The sequence below is a fragment of the Stenotrophomonas sp. YJH_SMC_101-4 genome (assembly GCF_059370395.1).
In genome coordinates this window covers 330,349-352,038 of sequence record NZ_JCAFTP010000002.1, presented here as the reverse complement: position 1 = coordinate 352,038, position 21,690 = coordinate 330,349, and the positions used below count along the sequence as shown (strand labels likewise).

The window sequence follows — 21,690 nt, the reverse complement described above, 5'->3', positions numbered from 1 at the left end:
CTGTCAGCGTGGGGTCAGAGCCCTTCCCTCCGGGAAGGGATCCGACCCCCTGCATTACGCCTTGGCGTACTTGCCAGTGCGGTAGATCAGCCAGCCGACCAGGAACAGCACGGCCAGGCCGATCCACTGTGCGCCCGGCAGGTGGAACGGCACGGCCAGCACGTCTGCGCGGCTGCTGACCACGATCGGAATCGCGATGGCGATGCCCATCAGCGCCTCGCCGGTGATCAGGCCGGCAGCGAACAGCACGCCCGGCTTGTGCACGCGGTCGCGGCCTTCTTCGTCATCGGCGCGCACCTTGTGGAAGCGCTCCACCAGGTGGGCAATCAGGCCACCGAGGAAGATCGGCACCATCAGTTCCAGCGGCAGGTAGATACCGATGGCGGCGGCCAGCACCGGCACGCGGAAGCGTGCGTTGCGCGACTTCAGCCAGCTGTCGAAGGCGATGATGGCGGCGCCGACCACGGCACCGATGCCGATGAAGGTCCACGGCAGTTCGCCACCGAACAGGCCCTTGGCCACCGAGGCCATCAGGTTGGCCTGCGGTGCAGCCAGCGCGTTCGGGTGCAGCTCGGACTTCACGCCGATGCCGTAGGCGGTAGCCAGCAGGTTCAGCACCGGGGCCATGATCAGTGCGCACGAGAACGCACCGATGCCCAGCATCAACTGCTGCTTCCACGGGGTGGCGCCGACGATGTAGCCGGCCTTGAGGTCCTGCAGGTTGTCACCGCCGACCGCCGCAGCGCAGCACACCACCGCGCCGATCATGATCGCAGCCACCGCACCCAGCGGCGCACCGCCGGCACCGACCGGCTTGAGGCCATCGGCGCCCAGCAGCACGACCAGCACGGCCGAGGCGAACAGGATGGTGGAGATGGTGATGCCCGAGACCGGGTTGTTGGACGAACCGATCAGGCCGGCCAGGTAGGCCGAGACCGACACGAACAGGAAGCCGGCGACGATCATGATGAGGGTCATCGGGATCGACACGTGCCACTGGCCGACGATGGCCTGGTACAGGGCCAGCAGCGGCAGCACGAAGACCACCAGGGCCACCAGCATCCACTTCATCGGCAGGTCGCGCTCGGTGTGCGCCAGCACCGGGCCGCCGCTCTTGCGGGCGGCGGCAAAGCCGCTCTTGACGCCGTTGAGCAGCGACTTGCGCAGCGAGATCAGGGTCCAGATACCACCGATCAGCATCGCGCCGACACCCAGGTAGCGCATCTTCGCACCCCAGATGGCAAACGCGGCTTCGGTGGACGAAGCGGTGGCGACCGACGCGGCCAGTGCCGGATCGGTGTTCATGAAGAACGCCTGGTAGATCGGAATGGCGATGTGCCAGGTCAGGATCGAGCCGGACACCACCACGATGCCGACGTTGAGGCCGACGATGTAGCCCACGCCCAGCAGTGCCGGCGACAGGTTGGTGCCGATGAAGGCGGTGACCTTGGAGCTGCCGACGTAGGCCGAAGTGGCCCAGGCATCGGGAATCAGGCGCATGCCGCTTTCCGCGGCCAGCTTGACGAAGGCACCGATCACCGCCGACAGGCCGAGGATCTTCAGGCCCGGGCCCGGGTTCTCACCGGCCTTGAGCACTTCGGCCGCGGCCTTGCCTTCCGGGAACGGAAGCGGGTCTTCGACGATCATCGAACGGCGCAGCGGCACCGAGAACAGCACACCCAGCAGGCCGCCAAGGCCGGCGATGCCCAGCACCCACCAGTACTTGAAGTCCGGCCAGTAGCCCATGATCACCAGCGCCGGAATGGTGAAGATCACACCGGCGGCGATCGACGAGCCGGCCGAAGCGCCGGTCTGCACGATGTTGTTTTCAAGGATGGAGCCACCGCCCAGCAGGCGCAGCACGCCCATGGAAATCACCGCGGCGGGAATGGCGGTGGCGATGGTCAGGCCTGCGAACAGACCGAGGTAGGCGTTTGCGGCCGACAGCACCACCGCCAGCACGATGGCCAGGGCCACTGCGCGGAAGGTGAGCTGCTTGGGCGCAGCGTCGTGGTTCATGGAAGCCCCTGCTGGCAAAAAATCCCTGCCACGCTAGCGTTCAGGACAGATCAAGTCCAGCGTGCCAAAGGATGGGGGCGTGTGCTGCAGCGCAATGGGCCAGTACGTGGACCGGCAATCGACCGACCCGGCAAAGTCCGGTTGGGCACACAGCAAATGATATGTTATATCTTAATGCTACCTTGTTGTTACTGCATCGCATGCCCCCTTCCCCCTCCCCTCGCCTGGCCTCCATCGACCAGCTGCGCGGCACCGTGATGCTGTTGATGTTGCTGGACCACGTGCGCGAGACCTTCTTCCTGCAGCACCAGGTGAGCGACCCGATGGACGCGGCGACGGTCTCCCCTGCGCTGTTCGCCTGCCGTCTGCTGGCCCACCTGTGCGCGCCCGTGTTCGTCCTGTTGACCGGTCTTTCGGCCTGGCTGTACGGCCAGCGCCAGGCGGATCCGCGCCGGGCCACGTCCGCCTTCCTGCTCAAGCGCGGCCTGTTCCTGGTCGTGCTGGAACTGACCCTGGTGAACTTCGCCTGGACCTTCCAGCTGCCACCGGACACGCTGTACCTGCAGGTGATCTGGGCCATCGGCCTGAGCATGATCGCGCTGGGCGGCCTGTTGTGGCTGCCCCGTCCCGTCCTGCTGGTGGCCGCGGTCGCGGTGGTGGCCGGGCACAACGTGTTGGATGGTGTGCGGACGGAAGGCAACGGGCCGCTGCCGGTGCTGTGGAAAGTGCTGCACCAGCGCGACTGGATCGAGGCCGGCGTGCTGCGACTGCGCACCTCCTATCCGGTGCTGCCGTGGATCGGGGTGATCGCCCTGGGTTATCTGATGGGTCCCTGGTTCGCCCGCGAACGCGCGCCGGAGCAGCGCCAGCACTGGCTGCTGTGGGCAGGCATCGGTGCGCTTGCCCTGTTCGCGCTGCTGCGGTTCGCCAACCAGTACGGGGATGCACCGTGGCAGTACCAAAGCAGCACGCTGCGCACATGGATGAGCGTGTTCAACATCACCAAGTACCCGCCGTCATTGCAGTTCCTGCTGCTGACCCTGGGCGTGGGCGTGCTGTTGCTACGCCTGTACGAATGGCCACCCCTGGCGCGTGCGCTGCGCCCGCTGGCCGATATCGGCGCCGCGCCGATGTTCTTCTACCTGCTGCACCTGTATGTGCTGAAGGGGCTGTACCTGGCCGCGCTGGCAATCTGGGGACCGACGCACGGTGACCTGTACGCCCTGGATTCGGTGGCCGGCCTGCTGCTGGTGGCCTGTGCGCTGGCGGTGGTGCTGTACCCGCCGACGCGGGCGTTCGCGCGGTTCAAGGCGCGAAGGCGTGACCTGGCTTGGCTGCGCTACCCGGTGCGTGCCTGCGGCACGCGCCTATAATTCCGCGATGAATTCCACTGCTATCGCTTCCGACGATTTCCTGGGCCATCCCAAGGGCGTCTACGTCTGCTTCTTCACCGAAATGTGGGAGCGCTTCTCCTTCTACGGCATGAAGGCGCTGCTGCTGCTGTACCTCACCAAATACCACCTGTTCGGCGACAAGGCCGGCCTGGACCTGCTCGGTGCCTACGGCGGCCTGGTGTACTGCATCCCGGTATTCGGCGGCATGCTGGCCGACCGCTGGCTGGGCATGCGCCGGGCGGTGCTGTTCGGCGGTATCCTGCTAGTGCTCGGCCACCTTGGCATGGCCTTCGAAGGCCACGCCGCGTACCGGGTGAACGGCGAAGTGGTGCGCGACACCTCGGCACTGGCGGTGACCTACCTGTCGCTGGCACTGATCATCATGGGCGTCGGCTTCCTCAAGCCGAACATCTCCACCATCGTCGGCAAGCTGTACGCCAAGGACGATCCGCGCCGCGATTCGGGCTTCTCGCTGTTCTACGCCGGCATCAACCTCGGCGCGCTGTTCTCCTCGCTGGTGTGCGGCTTCCTCGGCGAGGCCTATGGCTGGAAGTACGGTTTCGGAGCAGCCGGTATCGGCATGCTGGCCGGCCTGGCGATGTTCCTGTGGGGCCAGAAGTACCTGCAGGGCCATGCCGAACCGCCGCAACCGGCGGCACTGAAGCAGAAGGTGCTGGGCCTGCCGCGCGAATGGCTCATCTATCTGTGCGCGGTGCTCGGTGTGCTGCCGGTGGCGTGGCTGATGTGGGCCGCCGGCAATGGCGCATTCGCGCTGGGCGGTGAAATCAGCCTGGCGCTGATGCTGATGCTGGTGGTGCTGGGCGGCGTGCTGGTCTGGTTCGCCTGGTTCACCGGCAGCAAGTGCACACCGGTGCAGCGCCAGCAGATGATCGCGCTGATGGTGCTGATCTTCATGGCGCTGGTGTTCTTCACGATGTACGAGCAGTCCTACGGCTCGTGGGTGACCTTCACCGACCGCCTGCTGACCAAGGACATCGTGCCCTCGCTGGTGATCACCGGCGGTACGCCGCTGCCGTGGTCGATCATCTCGCTGCTGCTGGCACCGCTGGGCTTCGTGGTCAGCGCGCGCCTGTCCGAACGGCGCCCGGGTTCGGCTGCGCCGCGCACGTTCTTCGCCGCCATCGTCGTGCTGATGCTGGTGCTGCTGGTGCGCGACTGCCTGGTGATCCCGCAGACCGCAGGCTCGCTGACCTACCTGGGTGGCCTGTTCCTGGTGCTGCTGGCACCGGCCTTCGCCGCACTGTGGACGTGGATGGACCGCCGCGGCTGGGAACCGGGCAAGCCGGTCAAATCGGCCTGGGGTCTGGTGATCGGCGCGCTGTCGTTCGTGCCGCTGGCACTGGCCGCACAGCAGGTCGGCGCTACCGCCGAGATGGCCAGTGTGTGGTGGCTGGTGCTGGCCTACTTCCTGCTGGCCAGTGGCGAGATGTGCCTGTCGCCGGTCGGCCTGTCGGCGGTCACCCAGTTGGCCGTGCCGCGGGTGATGAGCCTGATGATGGGCACCTGGTTCCTGGCCACCGCATTCTCGGAGACGCTGGCCGCGCTGTTCGGCAAGCTGGCCGCGATCGAGGTGCCGGAAGGCGAATCGCTGGACATGGTGGCCGCCGCCGGCGCCTATGCGCACCTGTTCTGGCTGCTGATGTGGATCGGCCTGGGCTGTGCGCTGGCCGCCTTCATTGCCGCGCCGCTGCTGAAGAAGATGATGCACGGGGTCAAGTAAGCCCGCTGCAGGCGAAATCCGGGGCGGCGGATCGATCATCCGCCGCCCCCGGCTTGTTCAGGGCGCGCTGCTCTTTTCCGCAGGCGTGGCCTGCGCGGCCACCTGTCCCCCCAGGCTGCGCGAGAGGAAGGCCAGCAACCTGCTGTAGTACGTGCGTTGATTGGCAGGAGAATAGAAACCATGCCCTTCGTTCTTGACGAACAGGGTTTCCACCGGCGAGCCGGCCTTCTTCAACGCAGCTTCCATGCGTTCACTGTGCACGATCGGCGCACGCTGGTCCTGCCCTCCCGCGGCCAAGAATACCGGCACCCGCACCTGCGCGGCCAGATTCACCGGGGAACGCTCTGCCAGATCCTTGGGCGATCCCAGCCAGTTGCGCAGATAGGCCAGGCCTGACTCATCACTCTGGATGTCTCCACGGGCGTACATCAACGGCAGGTCGTAGATGCCGACATAGCCTGCCGCGCACTGGTAGAGGCCCGGCTCGCGCACCGCCCCCATCATTGCCGCATAGGCACCGTAACTTGCCCCGTAGATGCAGATGCGGTTCTTGTCGGCCACGCCCTGTTCGATCGCCCAGCGCGTGGCATCGGTGACGTCATCCTGCATCGACAGTCCCCATTTGCTTGCGCGCGGCCTGCATGTGGGCCCGGCCATAACCGGAAGAGCCGCGGAAATTCACCTGCAATACCGCGTAACCTGCCGCCGCCAGCATCTGCGCCTCGGCGTCATAGGCGCCGTCGTCGGCAACACCGATCGGACCTCCGTGCGGCACCACCACCATCGGCAGCGCACGGGCCTCGCGGCCGTGCGGGACGGTAAGGAAGCCATGCAGCGGACGCCCATCGCGCGCCTTCAGGCTGATCGGACGCACCTCCGCCGCCAGCGCGGGGTCGATCCAGTCGCTGCGGCTGATCAGGTGCCGTGCACTCTTGCCAACCGTGTCATAGAGATAGAAATCGCCCGGATTGCTGCCTGACCAGGTTTCCACCAGCACCGTCCTGCCATCGCGCGTGCTGGAGGTGATGTAAGCCGCTCCGCCCAGGCCCGCTTCGAGGCTGCGGTAAAGGCGGGCTTCGTTCGAGGCGTCATCGAAGAATGCCGTTCGCGGCGCACTGCCAAGGAACAGTGCCCCGACCGGCACGCGGCTGCCGGGGCGCCGGATGATGCGCGCCGGGTCGGCGCTCTCATCGCGCAGCACGGTGCGTCGTTCATTGCTCTGGGGGTCCCAGCTGACAATGACATCGGGTCCGTCTGCCTGCTCGACCTGCAGGTACGCCAGGCGACCGTCGGCCGAGAAGCCGAGGGGCAGCTCGATGCGCTTGCTCAGGGATTCATCGTTGAGCAGGATCCAGTCGCTGTTGCTGCCTGTGCGGTAGTAGAGCTTCTGCGTGCCATCGGTAACGACAGCGCGCGCGAAACGCACCTCACCCTGCTCATCGATCGTGAAGTCCGCATCGGGGATGGGAGCCCGTGCCACCGCGTTGCGGCGACCGGTGATCACATCCATGCGCTCGACCTGGGCATGCGAACTGCCGACCAGCGGGATCACCGTCACCAGTGCGTTGCGATCGTCATCCTTGAGTTCGTCGCTGAGGTACGCGGCTACCAGACCTGCCGGTTTGACCTTGATGTTGGTGCCCAGGCTCTGGTCGGCAACCCGGTAACCCACCAGCAGCTCGCCGCCCTTGCCATTGGCATTGATGCCGAACAATTCGCCAGTCGGCGTCGGCCGCTCCAGCACCCCGAACTTCTGTGCCATGCCGACCAGAAGCCGCTCGTTGCTGACCCAGTCGAAGGTGTGGGCGTGATCGTTGCGGGGCGGGCGGAAGCTGCCGACCATCTTCATGTCGGCAATGCGATAGATCGCCAAGGCGGTTCCCGCCTCCAGCGGAACCGTCGCGGCGATGTACTCGCCCCCCGGCGAAATCTTGATGTCGGTAAACGACTCCTGCCGCAGATAGCGATCCAGGTCCAGCGCTGCGGCCGATGCCCCACCCACAACCGCTCCCAACAGTACAGCCAGCACAATCCTGCGCATCCTTCCCCCATGGAAAACCGGACACCCTGTCCGGATGCACGATTCCAGGCACGTGACCGATTGCCGCGCCACATCGGCAGAAAAAACGACGGCACCGTTGCCGGTGCCGTCGTTACCACTACCTTGGAGAGAGAGTCAGGACGTGGGTTCGGGGGGCGTGCGCCGGGTCAGTGGACCCCGCGCACCGCCAACGTGAGGGCCAGGATGCTGAGGATCACGGCAATGGTGCCGTCGAGCACTCGCCAGGTACTGGGCTTGGTGAACAGCGGCGCCAGCAGGCGTGCACCCAGGCCCTGCGCGGTCAACCACAGGCAGCTGGCGGTGACCACGCCAGCGGCGAAGGCCATGCGGGCGTTGCCGAAGTTCTCGGCGATCGAACCGATCACCATCATGTCCAGCCAGAAGTGCGGGTTGATCAGCGAGAAGCCGACCGCGGCCATCAGCACCGCGCGGCGGCTGCCGTCGTCACTGTCGGCCTCGCCCATGCCACCGCCACCGGCGATCGCACGGCGTGCCGACTTCATTGCGTACCAGGCCAGGAACGCGACACCCGTCCACAGCACGGCGGTGGTCAGCCACGGCAGTGCCGAGGTGAGCGTGCGCAGGCCGGCCACGCTGGCGAAGATGAAGATCGCATCGATGGCCGCACAGGTGGCAACCACCGGCACGATGTGCTTGCGCAGGATGCCCTGGCGCAGAATGAAGGCGCTCTGGGCCCCGACCACGGCGAACAGGCCGATGCCGGTAGCTGCACCAGAGAACCAGGCACCGAGGCCGGTGCTGGCGGAGATGACCGAGAACATGGGATTCACTGCCTTTACTTGCTTGGGGGGACGGTGCCTCGCGAAGGCGGACAGCACCGGAACGGGCGCCATTGTCGCGCCGCAACATGAAAAAGACGAGCTAAACTTCCTAAACCAACATTAGCGGAACTTAATTCGATGCGTATCGACCATGCCCAGCTGCGCGCCCTGGCCGCGGTGATCCGCGAAGGCAGCTTCGACCGCGCCGCACAGTCGTTGAATGTCACGCCCTCGGCCATCTCGCAGCGGGTCAAGGCGCTGGAGGACCGGGTCGGTCGCCTGCTGGTCAAGCGCGGCACTCCGGCCACCGCCACCGCCGAGGGCCAGGTGCTGGTGCAGCTGGCCGAGCAGACCGCCCTGCTCGAACACGATGCCCTGCACCGTATGGGCCTGGCCGACGAGGACCTGCCCCAGGCAAGCATCCCGGTGGCGGTGAACCACGACAGCCTGGAGACCTGGTTCCCGCAGGCCGCCTCGCAGTTCGCGCAGAGCACCGGCACCACGCTGGACCTGCGCGTGGAAGACCAGGACCACACCGTCGAACTGCTGCGCCAGGGCACGGTGCTGGGCGCGGTGACCACCCTGGATGAGCCGGTGCAGGGCTGCCAGATCCACGCGCTGGGCAGCATCCGCTACGCGGCGACCTGTACCCCCGAGTTCCGCGAGCGCCATTTCGCCAAGGGCGTAACCGCGCAGGCGCTGGCGCAGGCCCCGGTGCTGGTATTCAACCGCAAGGACGAAATGCAGTCGCGCTTCGCCCGGCGCATGGCGGGCGACGACCTGCCCAGCACCGCGCCGACCTGGTGGATTCCGTCCACCCGCGCCTTCGTGCAGGCCAACCTGGGCGGCATGGGCTGGACCATGAACCCCTTGCCCTTGGTCAAGCGGCATCTGGACGCCGGGCGACTGGTCTACGTGCGCCAGCGCGCGTGGGAAGACGTGCCGCTGTACTGGCAGCATTGGAAGGGCGACGTGCAGACCATGGCCCTGCTGACCCGCGCGGTGCTGGATGCCTCCTCCGCGCTGGTCCGGCGCAAGCGCTGAAAAGGGGACGGAGGGGATTAAGTCGTTCAAGACCCAAACGACATATCGGGCAAAGACGACTTAATCCCCTCCGTCCCCTTTTTGCTCCATCCAATCTCCACGCAACCTCCACACCGGGTCCATGCGTGATGCGGATACTGGTCGGCCGATCACTGCAAGGATGCCCTGCATGCCTGTATTCGTCCGCGATGCGCGCCCCGAAGATGCCGCCGCCTGCATCGACCTGCGCGGGCGCACCCGCGAGAACGCCTTCAGTGCCGCCCAACTGGCGGAACTGGGCATCACCGAGGACAGCTGGGCCGCCGGCATCGCCCAAGGCGATTCGATCGGCCGCGTCGCCTGGGAGGGCGAGCGCATGGCCGGTTACTGCTTCGCCGACCGCGACAGCGGCGAGGTGCTGGTGCTGGCCCTGCTGCCGGACTACGAAGGCCGCGGCATCGGCCGCCAACTGCTGCAGGACGTGGTGAGCCTGACCCGCGATGCCGGCCACCGGCGGCTGTTCCTGGCCTGCTCGGCCGACCCGCGATCGCGCTCGCACGGCTTCTACCGCCGCCTGGGCTGGCGCCCGACCGGCGAGATCGACGACGCCGGAGACGAGATTCTGGAGCTGGTCTGATTGAAGGCGTCGCCAGGCATGACCTGGCGCTATGGGTGACGGGCCGCGAAAGGCCGGATGCTGCGTTGCATCAAAAAAGGACCGGAACCGGTTAGAATCGCGCCAGGATGTTGCAAGGCGTTGTTTCTTCACGCCCTTTCCCTGCTTCATGCGCATCCTGACCTCCTCCCCTCCGCCAACGATCCCGCCCCCATGAAGAAATTTGGCAAGGCCCTGCTCGCCCTGCTCGTGCTGCTGTTGCTGGCCGCCGCGCTGTTCCTGTACTGGCCGCTGACCCAGCGCTCGGTGCCCGCCGCCAGCAACGACAAGCCCGTCGACGTTGTGCTGGTCGGCGCCGGCATCATGAGCATCACCCTGGCCACCTACCTGCAGGAACTGCAGCCGGACTGGAACATCCAGGTCTACGAACGCCTCGACGGCGTCGCCGGTGAAAGCTCCGATGGCTGGAACAACGCCGGCACCGGCCACTCGGCGTTCGCCGAACTGAACTACACCCCGGAACTGCCCGACGGCAGCATCGAGACCAAGCGCGCGGTCGGCATCGCCGAATCGTTCGAGGTCTCGCGCCAGTTCTGGTCGCACCAGGTCAAGCAAGGCCGGCTGAGCCAGCCCAGCGACTTCATCAACCCGACCCCGCACATGAGCTTCGTCTGGGGCGATGACAACATCGCCTACCTGCACAAGCGCCAGCAGGCCCTGGTGAAGAATCCGCTGTTCTACGGCATGCAGTACTCGGAAGATCCGGCGCAGATCAAGCAGTGGGCCCCGCTGCTGATGGAAGGCCGTGACCCGAAGCAGAAGGTTGCCGCGACCTGGATGCCGCTCGGCACCGACGTCAACTTCGGCGTGATCACCCGCCAGCTGACCACCGGCCTGCAGCGCAGCCCGAACTTCAGCCTGCATCTGAACCATGAAGTGAGCGCGCTGCGGCAGAACGCCGACAAGAGCTGGAACGTGACGGTGAAGGACCTCAAGGCCGGCACCGAATCCACCACCCACGCCCGCTTCGTGTTCATCGGTGCCGGTGGCGCCGCGCTCAAGCTGCTGCAGATGTCCGGCATTCCGGAATCGAAGGACTACGCCGGGTTCCCGGTCGGTGGCCAGTTCCTCGCCTTCCAGGGCCAGGACGTGACCTCGCGCCATGGCGTGAAGGCCTACGGCATGGCCGAGACCGGTTCGCCGCCGATGTCGGTGCCGCACCTGGATGCGCGCAAGCTGGACGGCAAGCCGGTGGTGCTGTTCGGGCCGTTCGCGCTGTACAGCACCAAGTTCCTCAAGCACGGCTCGTGGTGGGACCTGTATTCCTCGGTCACCCACAACAACGTCGGCCCGATGCTGGAAGTGGGCAAGGACAACCTGGACCTGGTGCAGTACCTGATGGGCCAGGCACGCCTGAACGATGCCGACCGCCAGGCCGAGCTGGTCAAGTACTTCCCCAATGCCAAGCCGGGTGACTGGAAGCTGGTCACCGCCGGCCAGCGCGTGCAGATCATCAAGCGTGATCCGCTGAAGGGCCCGGTGCTGCAGTTCGGTACCGAGATCGTGACCGACAAGGACCACACCATCGCGGCCCTGCTCGGCGCCTCGCCGGGTGCGTCGACCTCGCCGCCGATCATGCTGGACCTGATGGCCAAGGCCTTCCCGGACCAGATGAAGGCCGGCTGGGAAACCCGCCTGCGCGAGATCGTGCCGTCGTACGGGCGCAAGCTCAACGACAGTGCCGCGCTGGTCAACGAGATCCGCACGCTGACCAGCCAGACCCTGCACCTTCCCTACCTGGAAGTGCCGGTGGATGCCAACGCGGCAGCACCTGCACCGGCCGCAATTCCGGCTCCGGCTCCGGTCAAGGAAAAGCGCAACGCCAACGAGGAACTGCAGGCGCTGTAAGCCCGCCGTTTCCTTTCGACGCACACGGACGGCCACCTTTGGGTGGCCGTTCGTTTTTGGGGCGGCTCCCTGCTGTAGAGCCGAGCCCATGCTCGGCTCCAGCAAAAAAGCAGCCGAGCATGGGCTCGGCTCTACAGAAGGCGATGCCTGGTGCCGGAAAGCCGATGCACGATGACGCGAATTGTAATGTTGTTAAGAATTATTTACATTTGCATCCTACGCAGTGACCGCCCCCTCCCAGATGGACCTGATGTGCCCGAAGCCGCCGCCCCGGGTACTGGACGACTGCTGCCGCCCTTCCCCGCTTCCAAGCCTCGAGCCCACCATGTCCCTGACCCTGCGTAACCGCCTGCCCCGCCGCGCGCTGCTGCCGGCTGCCCTGCTTTCGTCGCTGTCCCTGCTGGCCGCGCCCAGCGCGTTCGCCGCCGCCGATGGCGCCGCCGATGCCAAGACCCTGGACCGGGTCAGCGTCCGTGCCGAGCAGTCCGCTCCGCCATCCAGCACCACCCGCCTGCCGATCACGCTGCAGGAAACCCCGCAGTCGGCCACGGCGATCAGCCTCAAGCGCCTGCAGGACGAATCGCTGTTCAGCATCAACGACGTGATGCGCAACGTCACCGGCGTCAGCGTGTCCTTCTATGACACCCAGCGCCCGCTGTACTACGCGCGTGGCTTTGCCATCACCGACTTCCAGGTCGATGGCATTCCCACCTACAGCGGTTCGACCAACCAGGAATACGACACCGCCTTCTACGACCGCATCGAAGTGATCCGCGGCGCCAACGGCCTGCTCAGTGGCGCCGGCGTGCCGTCGGCCACGGTCAACCTGCTGCGCAAGCGCCCGGGCAAGGAGTTCGATGCCTCGTTCGCGGTCAGCGCCGGCAGCTGGGACTATCGGCGCATGGAGGCGGACGTGACCGCGCCGCTGACCGATGACGGCCGTTTCCGCAGCCGCGTGGTCGCCGCCTATACCGATCGTGGCCTGTATTACGACCGTTACGACGAGAACAAGATGGCCGGCATGGCGGTGCTGGAAGGCGACGTCACCGACAGCACCACGATCACCCTCGGTTACCAGAGCCAGGACAACAATCCCACCGGTTCAACCTGGGGCACCGTGCCGTTCTTCGACAACCAGGGCAACTTCGCCCACCTGCCGCGTTCGACCAACCTGTCGCCGAAGTGGAGCTACTGGAAGCGCGAGAGCAACACCGCGTTCGCCAACCTGGAACAGCGCTTCGGTGACAACTGGCTGCTGAAGATCAACACCGCCTACACCCGTGGCAACGTGCAGAACGTGCGCCTGTACGGCACCGGCAACCCGGACCCGGTGACCGGCTCGGGCATCTTCCTGCGCGCGGCCGCCGGCGATTCCAAGGACACCCGTCGCAATGTCGATGCCTACCTGTCCGGCAGCTTCGACCTGTTCGGCCGCGAGCACGACCTCACCGTTGGCGCGCAGTGGTCGGACCTGGAAGGCACGACGAATACCCTCGCGCTGAACTACCCGACCGACTGGGCGCGCTGTGGCAGCGAACGCTGCTACTACATCCCCAATGTGTACAGCTGGAACGGCGACATCTCCGAAGTGACCTACCGCCGCACCGGCGCGCGCCGCGTGGCCAGGACCACGCAGAGTGGTGTCTACCTGGCCACCCGCCTGCGCCTGGCCGATCCGCTGTCGCTGATTGCAGGCGCGCGCCTGAGCCGCTGGGAAACCCTCAGCCGCTCGTACAACGCCGCAGGCGCCTACACCGGCACCAGCGGTGCGTACAAGGTGAGCGATGAAGTCACCCCGTACGTGGGCCTGGTCTACGACATCACCCCGAACGTGTCGGCCTATGCCAGCTACACCGAGATCTTCAACCCGCAGAACTTCAAGGACCGCAACGAGAACCTGCTGGCACCGGTGCAGGGCTCGAACCTGGAAGCAGGCATCAAGACCCAGTGGCTGGATGGCCGCCTGACCGCCAATGCCGCCGTGTTCGAGGCCAAGCAGGACAACTACGCGGTGCGCGACATGGGCGTGCCGGAAGGTTCGCTCAGCGATGGCACCTCCGCCTACGTCGGCGTCAACGGCACCAAGGCGCGCGGCTGGGAGATGGACGTCAACGGCGAGATCCTGCCGGGCTGGACGGTCAATGCCGGCTACACCCACGTCAAGGTCACCCGAGCGGCTACCGACCTGCTGTACGCCAATCCGCCGAAGGATCTGTTGCAGCTCAACACCCAGCTGCAGCTGCGCGGCGCGCTGGAACGCCTGAGCGTTGGCGGCGGCCTGCAGTGGCAGAGCAAGGTGCAGGGCTACAACATCGCCTACCCGCTGGGCGGCACGGTCACGGTGAACCAGCCGGCCTACATGCTGGTGCAGTTCAATGCCAACTACCGCATCAGCGACAGCTGGACCGCAACGCTGAGCGTGCGCAACGCACTGGACAAGACTTACTGGGCGAATCTGGACTACAACAACTACGGCGAACCGCGCTTCGTGTCGGCCAGCCTGCGCTGGAAGTTCTGAGCCACCCGCAAACCGGTGGGTGCTGACCGTTGGTCGGCACACCGCAATCCTGAATGGGCCCGCCTTCGTGCGGGCCCTTCTTTTTGCTGCACTGCAGGTTGCACCCCTCGTCGTAATTATGCCGTAATTACATCGACACCAATCGGAAGCCGGTCGATGAACCCGAGCTGGGATACGTTGGAACGCAGCCGCCAGGCCCGCCTGGAACGTGCCGCGCCGTGGGCCCGGGGACGCGAGGTCGCCGCCACCGATGTGGGCGAGCTGCTGCACGCACTGCTGGAACCAGGCGACAAAGTCTGCCTGGAGGGCAACAACCAGAAGCAGGCCGACTTCCTCGCCCAGGCCCTGGCCGACCTCGACCCGGCACGGGTGCACGACCTGCACATGGTGCAGTCGGTGCTGTCGCTGCCCTCGCACCTGGATGTATTCGAGCGTGGTATCGCTTCGAAACTGGACTTCTCGTTCTCTGGCCCGCAGTCGGTGCGGCTGGCCAACCTGGTGGCTGAAGGGCGCATCCAGATCGGTGCCATCCACACCTACCTGGAACTGTTCGGCCGCTACTTCATCGACCTGACCCCGCGCGTGGCCCTGGTCGCCGCGCAGGCCGCAGACCGCCACGGCAACCTCTACACCGGCCCGAACACCGAAGACACGCCGGTGATCGTCGAAGCCACCGCCTTCGGTGGCGGCATCGTCGTTGCCCAGGTCAACGAAATCGTCGACACCCTCCCCCGCGTCGACATTCCCGCTGACTGGGTCAACTTCGTGGTGCAGGCACCGAAGCCGAACCATATCGAACCGCTGTTCACCCGCGACCCGGCGCAGATCTCCGAGATCCAGGTGTTGATGGCGATGATGGCCATCAAGGGCATCTACGCCGAGTACGGCGTGAACCGCCTCAACCATGGCATCGGCTTCGATACGGCAGCCATCGAACTGCTGCTGCCCACATATGCCGAATCGCTGGGGCTGAAGGGAAAGATCTGCCAGCACTGGGCACTGAACCCGCACCCGGCACTGATTCCTGCCATTGAATCGGGCTTCGTGAAGTCGGTGCACTCGTTCGGTTCGGAACTGGGCATGGAGAAATACATCGCCGCCCGTGGCGATGTGTTCTTCACCGGTGCCGATGGCTCGATGCGCTCGAATCGTGCGTTCTCGCAGACCGCCGGCCTGTATGCCTGCGACATGTTCATCGGTTCCACATTGCAGGTCGACCTGCAGGGCAACAGCTCCACCGCCACCCGCGACCGCATCGCCGGCTTCGGCGGTGCGCCGAACATGGGCTCGGATGCACGCGGCCGCCGCCACGCCAGCGACGCCTGGATCAAGGCCGGCCAACAGGCCGCTCGCCCTGGTGAAATACCACGCGGCCGCAAGCTGGTCGTGCAGATGGTGGAGACCTTCCGCGAGCACATGGCACCGGCCTTCGTCGATCGCCTCGATGCCTGGGACCTGGCCGAGCGCGCACAGATGCCGCTGCCGCCAGTGATGATCTACGGCGATGACGTCAGCCATGTGCTGACCGAGGAAGGCATCGCCAACCTGCTGCTGTGCCGCACGCCGGAGGAACGCGAACAGGCGATCCGCGGCGTGGCCGGCTACACCGCCGTCGGCCTCGGCCGCGACCGCGCGATGGTGGAAAACCTGCGCGACCGCGGCGTGATCCGCCGTCCCGATGACCTGGGCATCTCTGTGCGCGATGCCAGCCGTGACCTGCTGGCGGCGCGTTCGGTGAAGGACCTGGTGCGCTGGTCCGGCGGACTGTACGACCCGCCCAAGCGCTTCCGCAACTGGTAAAGGGCTGAGCATGGAAACCCTCGACTATCGATTCGAAGGACACACTGCGGTGCAGTTTCCGCGCGATGCGGTGCTGGTCGGCGTACTGGCCTCGGGCAACCTGGAAATCCTGCTGGAGCCGGCGGCGCAGGACGGCGCGATGACGGTGCGCATCATCACCGCCGCACAGGGCTTCGGCAACGTGTGGCAAGCGGTGATCAGCGACTTCGCAGAGCGTCATCCGCTGCGCGATGTACGCATCTCGATCAACGATGCGGGTGCAACTCCGGCGGTGGTCAGCCTGCGACTGGACCAGGCCGTGGAAACCCTGCTCAGTGGAGATGCACGATGAACCGGACGCAGCGCCACAGTTACTACGAAGCCGATGCGCGCGAGCGCATCGCCGGGTTGATCGACGCGGGTTCGTTCAGCGAATTCCTCGGCCCGGCGCGGCGGATGATGAGCCCCCACCTGGCGCAGCTCGATCAGCCTGCGGCCTTCGACGATGGCATCGTCGTCGGCGAAGCCACGCTGCAGGGAAGACGCGTGCTGCTGGCCGCACAGCAGGGTGAATTCATGGGCGGCGGCGTGGGCGAGGTGCATGGCGCCAAGTTGACCGGGCTGCTGCGCCGTGCGGCGGCAACCCGCCCTGACGGTGTGCTGCTCCTGCTCGACACCGGCGGCGTGCGCCTGCACGAAGCCAATGCAGGGCTCATCGCCATTTCCGAGATCATGCGCGCCACCCTGGCCGCGCGTGCAGCGGGCGTGCCGGTGATCGCGCTGATCGGCAGCGGTAACGGCGCCTTCGGCGGCATGGGCATCGTGGCCCGCTGCTGCAGCACGGTCATCATGTCCGAAGAAGGACGCCTGTCGCTGTCCGGGCCGGAAGTGATCGAGACCGTGCGTGGCGTGGAAGAGTTCGATTCCCGCGACCGCGCACTGGTCTGGCGCGTGACCGGTGGCAAGCACCGCTACCTGATCGACCAGGCACAGGTGCTGGTACCCGATGCCATCGAGGCCTTCGCGCATGCGGCATTCGATGCGCTGCAGCCCGATACCCGCAGCATCGATCCAGTTACTGCACTGGCCGCGCTGCAGGAACGCCATGTGGCATTGAAGACGCGCGTGCAGGCCTGGAGCGATTGCCGCGATGGCCTGGAGATCTGGGCGCGGCTGGGCATTCCCCACCCCGAACGCCTGCCACTGCTCGACACCGATGAGTTCCTCATCGCCACCGCCGACCGGAGCCTGCCATGAGCATGCAACTGCAGAGCCTGCTCGATGCCCTGTTCCCGCAGGGGCATGCGATTGCGGTGAACGATTCGGTGCTGACCGGCAGCGCTACCACCGAGGACGGCGAGGTGACCGTGATCGGTACCGCCGACAAACTCGAAGTCGGCGTGGACCACGCACTGGCACTGGCCGGGATGGTGCTGGCCAGCACCCGCGCACATCCTCAGCGGCCGATCGTGATGCTGGTGGATACCGCCGGCCAGCGCCTGGCGCGGCGCGACGAACTGCTTGGCATCAATGGTTACTTTGCGCATCTCGCGCAGACGCTCGATCTGGCACGCCGCCGTGGTGCGCAACTGGTCACGCTGGTCTACGGTGAATCCGTCAGTGGCGGCTTCCTCTCATTCGGTCTGATGGCCGACCACATCCACGCCCTGCCCGATGCACAGGTGCGGGTGATGGACCTGCGCGCGATGGCACGGGTGACCAAGCAGCCGCTGGAGAAACTGCAGTCGCTCAGCCAGACCTCACCGGTGTTCGCGCCGGGCGTGGAAAACTACGTAGCGATGGGTGCGGTGGACTCGATCTGGAACGGCAACCTGGCCGCCCACCTGCTGCAGGCACTGCGCACGCCCGCCGATGGCGACCGCCGCGCCGTGCGCGGAGCCGAACGTGGCGGGCGCATGCTGGCCGCACGCGTGGCTGCTGCCGTGAGCCAGGGCGATGCCTGAGCGGCTGCCCCGCCATACGCTGGTCTGGCTGTCAGCGCACGCCGGCTGGCAGGCGGACATTGCCGCGCATGAGTCGCGCTTGGCCGATTGGTTTGCGCAGGGCCGGCCGGCCATCGTCGCGCGACGTGCCGCCGATGATGCGGACCCCCGCCTGCGTCTGGGCGTGCCGCTACCGCCCGCCGAGGGCAAACTGCGCCTGGCCCTGCGCGTACGAGCACACGATGTGCTGCGCACCGCGCCGCCGCCGACACTTCAGACGGTGCTGGAAGGCGACGTTCCACAGGACTGGCAGCGGCCCCTTGAAGTGCTGCAGAACATCGCTGGGGCGCGCGTAATCGGTGCCTTCGCGTGGCAGCACCTCACTGGCCTGCGCTATGTGCACGCGCGCTCGGACGTCGATCTGCTGTGGCCGATCGACACCACCGCGCAGGCCGATGCCCTGGCTGCACGGCTACAGGCATGGGAAGCCGAACACGACCGGCGGGTCGATGGCGAGCTGTGCCTGGGCGGCGACGCCGCCGTGAACTGGCGCGAGTACGCCGGACGCAGCCGCGAGGTACTGGTCAAGCGCCTCGATGGTGCCGCTCTGGAACTGCGCGAGGCGTTGTTCGCTTCCACCGGGGTGAGCGCATGAACGCCGTCGTGCAACCTGCACTCAGGCCAGTCGCTGCCGTGAACAGCGCGCGACTGGGGCGCCTCGCCATCGCCAGCCTGCACGCGGAACTGGCACTGGCGCCCAAGCCCGGACTGGTCACACCCTTCGACACCGGCAGCCATCGCGACATGGACGCCGGCACGTTCCTGCGAAGTCTGTTCGCGCTGCGCCACTACTTCATCGCCGTGGCCGACGCCGGTGCCAGCGCGGCGCCGTTCCAGACACTGCGGGCGCATGGCATCGCCGCTGAGATATCGATGCTGCACGCCACCGCGGGCATCAACACCCATCGCGGTGCGATCTTCAGCCTTGGGCTGCTGGTGGCCGCGTCCGCTGCCTGCCAGGGCCGCGCGGGCCATGCCATCGCAGCCGAACAGGTCTGCCAGGAAGTGCGCCGTTGGGCTGCCGAGCTCGCCGGCGCACCTCTGGATGCGAACAGCCCTGGCCAGCGCGCGCGCGCGCGGCACGGCGTGCAAGGTGTGCGCGAACAAGCGGCCACCGGCTACCCGCTGCTGCGCGATGTGGCACTGCCTACCCTGCGCCACGCACTGGCCAGCGGCCTGCCACGCGAGGCCGCGATGTGCCAGACCCTGATGCAGCTGATCGCGTGCGTGGATGACCTCAACCTGCTGCACCGTGGCGGCGCCGACGGCCTGCGCTGGGCCCAGCGGCAGGCGCGCCGTTTTCTGCAGGGCGGCGGTACCTTCGTACCCGGCTGGCAGGCACGCCTGCACGGCATCGGTGAGCGCTTCGTCGCACGCCGCCTGAGCCCTGGTGGCAGTGCTGATCTGCTTGCCTGCAGCTGGTTCCTGCTGCAGCAGGAGGGCGTATGAGCCTTGCCCTGCTCTGCCCCGGGCAAGGCGCGCAGCACGCCGCGATGTTCGAGCACGTGCGCGATCTGCCTGCCGCGCGCAACGTACTGGAGGCTGCCAGCGCAGTGCTTGGACGCGATGTGTTCGCGGCGGCCGCTGACGAATCGCGCTTCGGCAATGCACTCGCGCAGCCCCTGCTGTGTGCAGCCAGCCTCGCGCACTGGCAGGGACTTCGCGAAGCGGTGCAAGCACCGGTGCTGGTGGCCGGCTACAGCATCGGTGAACTGGCCGCGCATGCGATCGCCGGCAGCGTTGATGCCGCCACCTGCCTGGCTCTCGCCGCTCGGCGCGCGTGGTTGATGGACAGCGCCAGCCCCGCCGATGCAGGTCTGCAGGCGGTGCTTGGCCTGGAACGCCACGTACTGCAGCCGCTGTGCGATCTGCACGGTGCGTACGTGGCCATCGCCAACGGGCACGACCATTTCATCGTGGGCGGCACGCACGCCTCGCTGCAGGGCCTGGCCGATGCAGCGCGTGCACGCGGTGCAGGCATCCGGCCGCTGCCGGTGCACGTTCCGGCGCACACACCGCTGCTGGCAGCGGCGGTCGCACCGTTCGCTGCGGCCCTCGATGCCTCCGCGCTACAGGCCCCGCGCCTGCCGCTGCTGGCCGGCATCGATGCGCGTCCGGTGCGGGATCGCACAACGGCGGTCCACACGCTGTCGTTGCAGCTGGCGCAGACCATCGAGTGGGCGCAGGTGATGCGCCAGGCCTACGAGCGCGGTGCGCGGGTGTTCCTGCAGCTGGGCCCGGGCAATGCCTTGGCCCGCATGGTCGCGTCCGATTATCCGTGCTGCGAGGTGCGCGCGGTGGAGGAATTCCAGAGCCTCGACGGCGCGGCGGGCTGGGTCCGCAACGCGCTGGAGCGGCTGCAGTAACGGGTTCGAGCAGTACGCAACACGCAGTACGTCGCCTTACCCCGGGATGGCGGGTCTCCATCCGCGCTGTACGTGAGTCACGTGTCTGGGAGGGCGCATGAGTCCACAAATCGCAACGATCATCGGCCTGGTGATCATGTTCATCATCGCCACCGCTCTACCGATCAACATGGGTGCCGTCGCCTTCGCGCTGGCCTTCATCATCGGTGGGCTGTGGGTCGACATGGGCGGCAAGGAGGTCCTGGCCGGCTTTCCCGGCGATCTGTTCCTGACCCTGGTTGGCATCACCTACCTGTTCGCCATCGCGCAGAAGAACGGTACCATCGACCTGCTGGTGCACTGGGCGGTGAAAGCGGTACGCGGCCATATCGTGGCCATTCCGTGGGTGATGTTCGTCATCACCGCGGTCCTCACCGCCTTCGGCGCACTCGGCCCCGCCGCGGTGGCGATCATCGGGCCGGTCGCGCTGCGCTTTGCCAAGCAGTACAACATCAACCCGCTGATGATGGGCCTGCTGGTCATCCACGGTGCGCAGGCCGGCGGCTTCTCGCCCATCAGCGTGTACGGCAGCATCACCAACGGCGTGGTGCAGAAGGCCGGGCTGGAAGTGACCGAGATGGCGGTGTTCCTGACCAGCCTGGGCTTCAACTTCATGATGGCCACGATCTGCTTCTTCGCTTTCGGTGGCGTCGCCCTGCTGCGGCGTGGCTCGATCACCGCAGCAGGAATGATCGGCACTGCCGAACTGGCGATGGCCGGCGGCCCGCAGGCGTCGTCGCGCCAGTTCGCGATCGAAGGCCATGGCGCGCTGGTCGCAGCAGGCGGCGGCACGCTCAGCAATGATCCGGCGGCACTGGACGCGGTGGGCCTGACCCGCGAGCGGTTGTTCACCCTGATCGGCCTGCTCGGCCTGGGCGTGGCGGCACTGATCTACAACCTCAACGTCGGCCTGGTCTCGATCACCGTGGCGGTGGGGCTGGCGCTGTTGTCGCCACAAAGCCAGAAGGGTGCGGTCGATGGCATCAGCTGGTCCACCGTGCTGCTGATCTGCGGCGTGGTGACCTACATCGGCGTGCTGGAACATGCCGGCGCGGTGGACTTCATCGGCAACGGCGTGTCCGATATCGGCATTCCGCTGCTGGGCGCGCTGCTGGTGTGCTACGTCGGCGGCATCGTCTCCGCATTCGCTTCCTCGGCGGCGGTACTGGGCGCCACGATTCCGCTGGCGGTGCCGTTTCTGATGCAGGGCCACCTCAGCGCCGCCGGCGTGATCTGCGCGCTGGCGGTGTCGTCCACCATCGTCGATGTCAGCCCGTTCTCCACCAATGGCGCACTGGTGGTGGCCTCGGCCGCGAAGGAAGAGCGCGAGACCCTGTTCCGCCGCTTCCTGGTGTACAGCGGTCTGGTGGTCGCGCTGGGGCCGCTGCTGGCCTGGCTGGTGTTCGTGGTGCCCGGCTGGATGTAACCGTCGAACGGTCG

General features: G+C 66.6%; 16 protein-coding genes and 1 pseudogene. 14 read left to right on the top strand and 3 right to left on the bottom strand.

Annotation, left to right across the window (positions count from 1 at the left end):
* Positions 1 to 54 precede the first annotated feature (54 nt).
* Positions 55 to 2,019 (bottom strand): OPT family oligopeptide transporter, encoded by a 1,965-nt coding sequence (locus AC5P8D_RS07810; RefSeq protein WP_010483387.1) that lies wholly within the window; start codon positions 2,017 to 2,019, stop codon positions 55 to 57.
* A gap of 200 nt (positions 2,020 to 2,219) precedes the next feature.
* Between AC5P8D_RS07810 and AC5P8D_RS07805 the strand changes: the two genes are divergently transcribed.
* Together AC5P8D_RS07805 and AC5P8D_RS07800 are read left to right on the top strand one after the other, a co-directional pair.
* Positions 2,220 to 3,392 (top strand): acetyltransferase domain-containing protein, encoded by a 1,173-nt coding sequence (locus AC5P8D_RS07805; protein ID WP_197602071.1) that lies wholly within the window; start codon positions 2,220 to 2,222, stop codon positions 3,390 to 3,392.
* A gap of 7 nt (positions 3,393 to 3,399) precedes the next feature.
* Positions 3,400 to 5,154 carry a peptide MFS transporter gene (locus AC5P8D_RS07800; protein WP_329763834.1) on the top strand — a complete coding sequence of 585 codons (1,755 nt, stop codon included), beginning with the start codon at positions 3,400 to 3,402 and terminating at the stop codon, positions 5,152 to 5,154.
* Positions 5,155 to 5,211: 57 nt separating this feature from the next.
* Here AC5P8D_RS07800 and AC5P8D_RS07795 read toward each other — a convergent pair.
* Positions 5,212 to 7,195: pseudogene (locus AC5P8D_RS07795) on the bottom strand (alpha/beta hydrolase family protein).
* Between the two features lie 167 nt (positions 7,196 to 7,362).
* Complete coding sequence (locus tag AC5P8D_RS07790; RefSeq protein ID WP_005408523.1) at positions 7,363 to 7,998, bottom strand: LysE/ArgO family amino acid transporter; 636 nt, start codon at positions 7,996 to 7,998, stop codon at positions 7,363 to 7,365.
* A 138-nt stretch (positions 7,999 to 8,136) separates the two neighbouring features.
* Here AC5P8D_RS07790 and AC5P8D_RS07785 point away from each other — a divergent pair, with 138 nt between their 5' ends.
* The 12 genes from AC5P8D_RS07785 to AC5P8D_RS07730 all read left to right on the top strand — a co-directional run bounded on the left by AC5P8D_RS07785 (position 8,137) and on the right by AC5P8D_RS07730 (position 21,676).
* Complete coding sequence (locus AC5P8D_RS07785) at positions 8,137 to 9,042, top strand: LysR family transcriptional regulator ArgP (RefSeq protein ID WP_010483397.1); 906 nt, start codon at positions 8,137 to 8,139, stop codon at positions 9,040 to 9,042.
* A 169-nt stretch (positions 9,043 to 9,211) separates the two neighbouring features.
* The gene (locus AC5P8D_RS07780; protein WP_019336987.1) at positions 9,212 to 9,658 is read left to right on the top strand and encodes a GNAT family N-acetyltransferase; all 447 of its coding nucleotides are present in this window, start codon (positions 9,212 to 9,214) and stop codon (positions 9,656 to 9,658) included.
* Between the two features lie 192 nt (positions 9,659 to 9,850).
* The gene (gene mqo, locus AC5P8D_RS07775; protein WP_010483404.1) at positions 9,851 to 11,545 is read left to right on the top strand and encodes a malate dehydrogenase (quinone); all 1,695 of its coding nucleotides are present in this window, start codon (positions 9,851 to 9,853) and stop codon (positions 11,543 to 11,545) included.
* Positions 11,546 to 11,870: 325 nt separating this feature from the next.
* The gene (locus AC5P8D_RS07770; protein ID WP_053442664.1) at positions 11,871 to 14,063 is read left to right on the top strand and encodes a TonB-dependent siderophore receptor; all 2,193 of its coding nucleotides are present in this window, start codon (positions 11,871 to 11,873) and stop codon (positions 14,061 to 14,063) included.
* A gap of 156 nt (positions 14,064 to 14,219) precedes the next feature.
* Positions 14,220 to 15,863 (top strand): malonate decarboxylase subunit alpha, encoded by a 1,644-nt coding sequence (gene mdcA / locus AC5P8D_RS07765; protein WP_049455598.1) that lies wholly within the window; start codon positions 14,220 to 14,222, stop codon positions 15,861 to 15,863.
* Between the two features lie 10 nt (positions 15,864 to 15,873).
* The gene (gene mdcC / locus AC5P8D_RS07760; protein WP_043396784.1) at positions 15,874 to 16,194 is read left to right on the top strand and encodes a malonate decarboxylase acyl carrier protein; all 321 of its coding nucleotides are present in this window, start codon (positions 15,874 to 15,876) and stop codon (positions 16,192 to 16,194) included.
* Positions 16,191 to 17,099, top strand: coding sequence for a biotin-independent malonate decarboxylase subunit beta (locus AC5P8D_RS07755; RefSeq protein WP_329921596.1), 909 nt, complete (start codon positions 16,191 to 16,193; stop codon positions 17,097 to 17,099). Before mdcC ends, AC5P8D_RS07755 begins: the two co-directional genes overlap by 4 nt.
* Positions 17,100 to 17,101: 2 nt before the next feature.
* Positions 17,102 to 17,806: a biotin-independent malonate decarboxylase subunit gamma gene (gene mdcE, locus AC5P8D_RS07750; RefSeq protein WP_049413545.1), complete on the top strand. Its 705-nt coding sequence runs from the start codon at positions 17,102 to 17,104 to the stop codon at positions 17,804 to 17,806.
* Entirely contained in the window at positions 17,799 to 18,440 is a 642-nt protein-coding gene (mdcG, locus tag AC5P8D_RS07745) for a malonate decarboxylase holo-[acyl-carrier-protein] synthase (protein ID WP_043396789.1), read from the top strand. The genes mdcE and mdcG overlap by 8 nt, the downstream gene beginning before the upstream one ends.
* A complete protein-coding gene (gene mdcB / locus AC5P8D_RS07740) occupies positions 18,437 to 19,294 on the top strand; it encodes a triphosphoribosyl-dephospho-CoA synthase MdcB (RefSeq protein ID WP_217015410.1) in 858 nt (285 codons plus the stop codon). Before mdcG ends, mdcB begins: the two co-directional genes overlap by 4 nt.
* Positions 19,291 to 20,211: a malonate decarboxylase subunit epsilon gene (gene mdcH / locus AC5P8D_RS07735; RefSeq protein ID WP_495203224.1), complete on the top strand. Its 921-nt coding sequence runs from the start codon at positions 19,291 to 19,293 to the stop codon at positions 20,209 to 20,211. Before mdcB ends, mdcH begins: the two co-directional genes overlap by 4 nt.
* Positions 20,212 to 20,308: 97 nt before the next feature.
* The gene (locus tag AC5P8D_RS07730) at positions 20,309 to 21,676 is read left to right on the top strand and encodes an SLC13 family permease (protein WP_049455593.1); all 1,368 of its coding nucleotides are present in this window, start codon (positions 20,309 to 20,311) and stop codon (positions 21,674 to 21,676) included.
* The last annotated feature ends 14 nt before the right edge of the window (positions 21,677 to 21,690 follow it).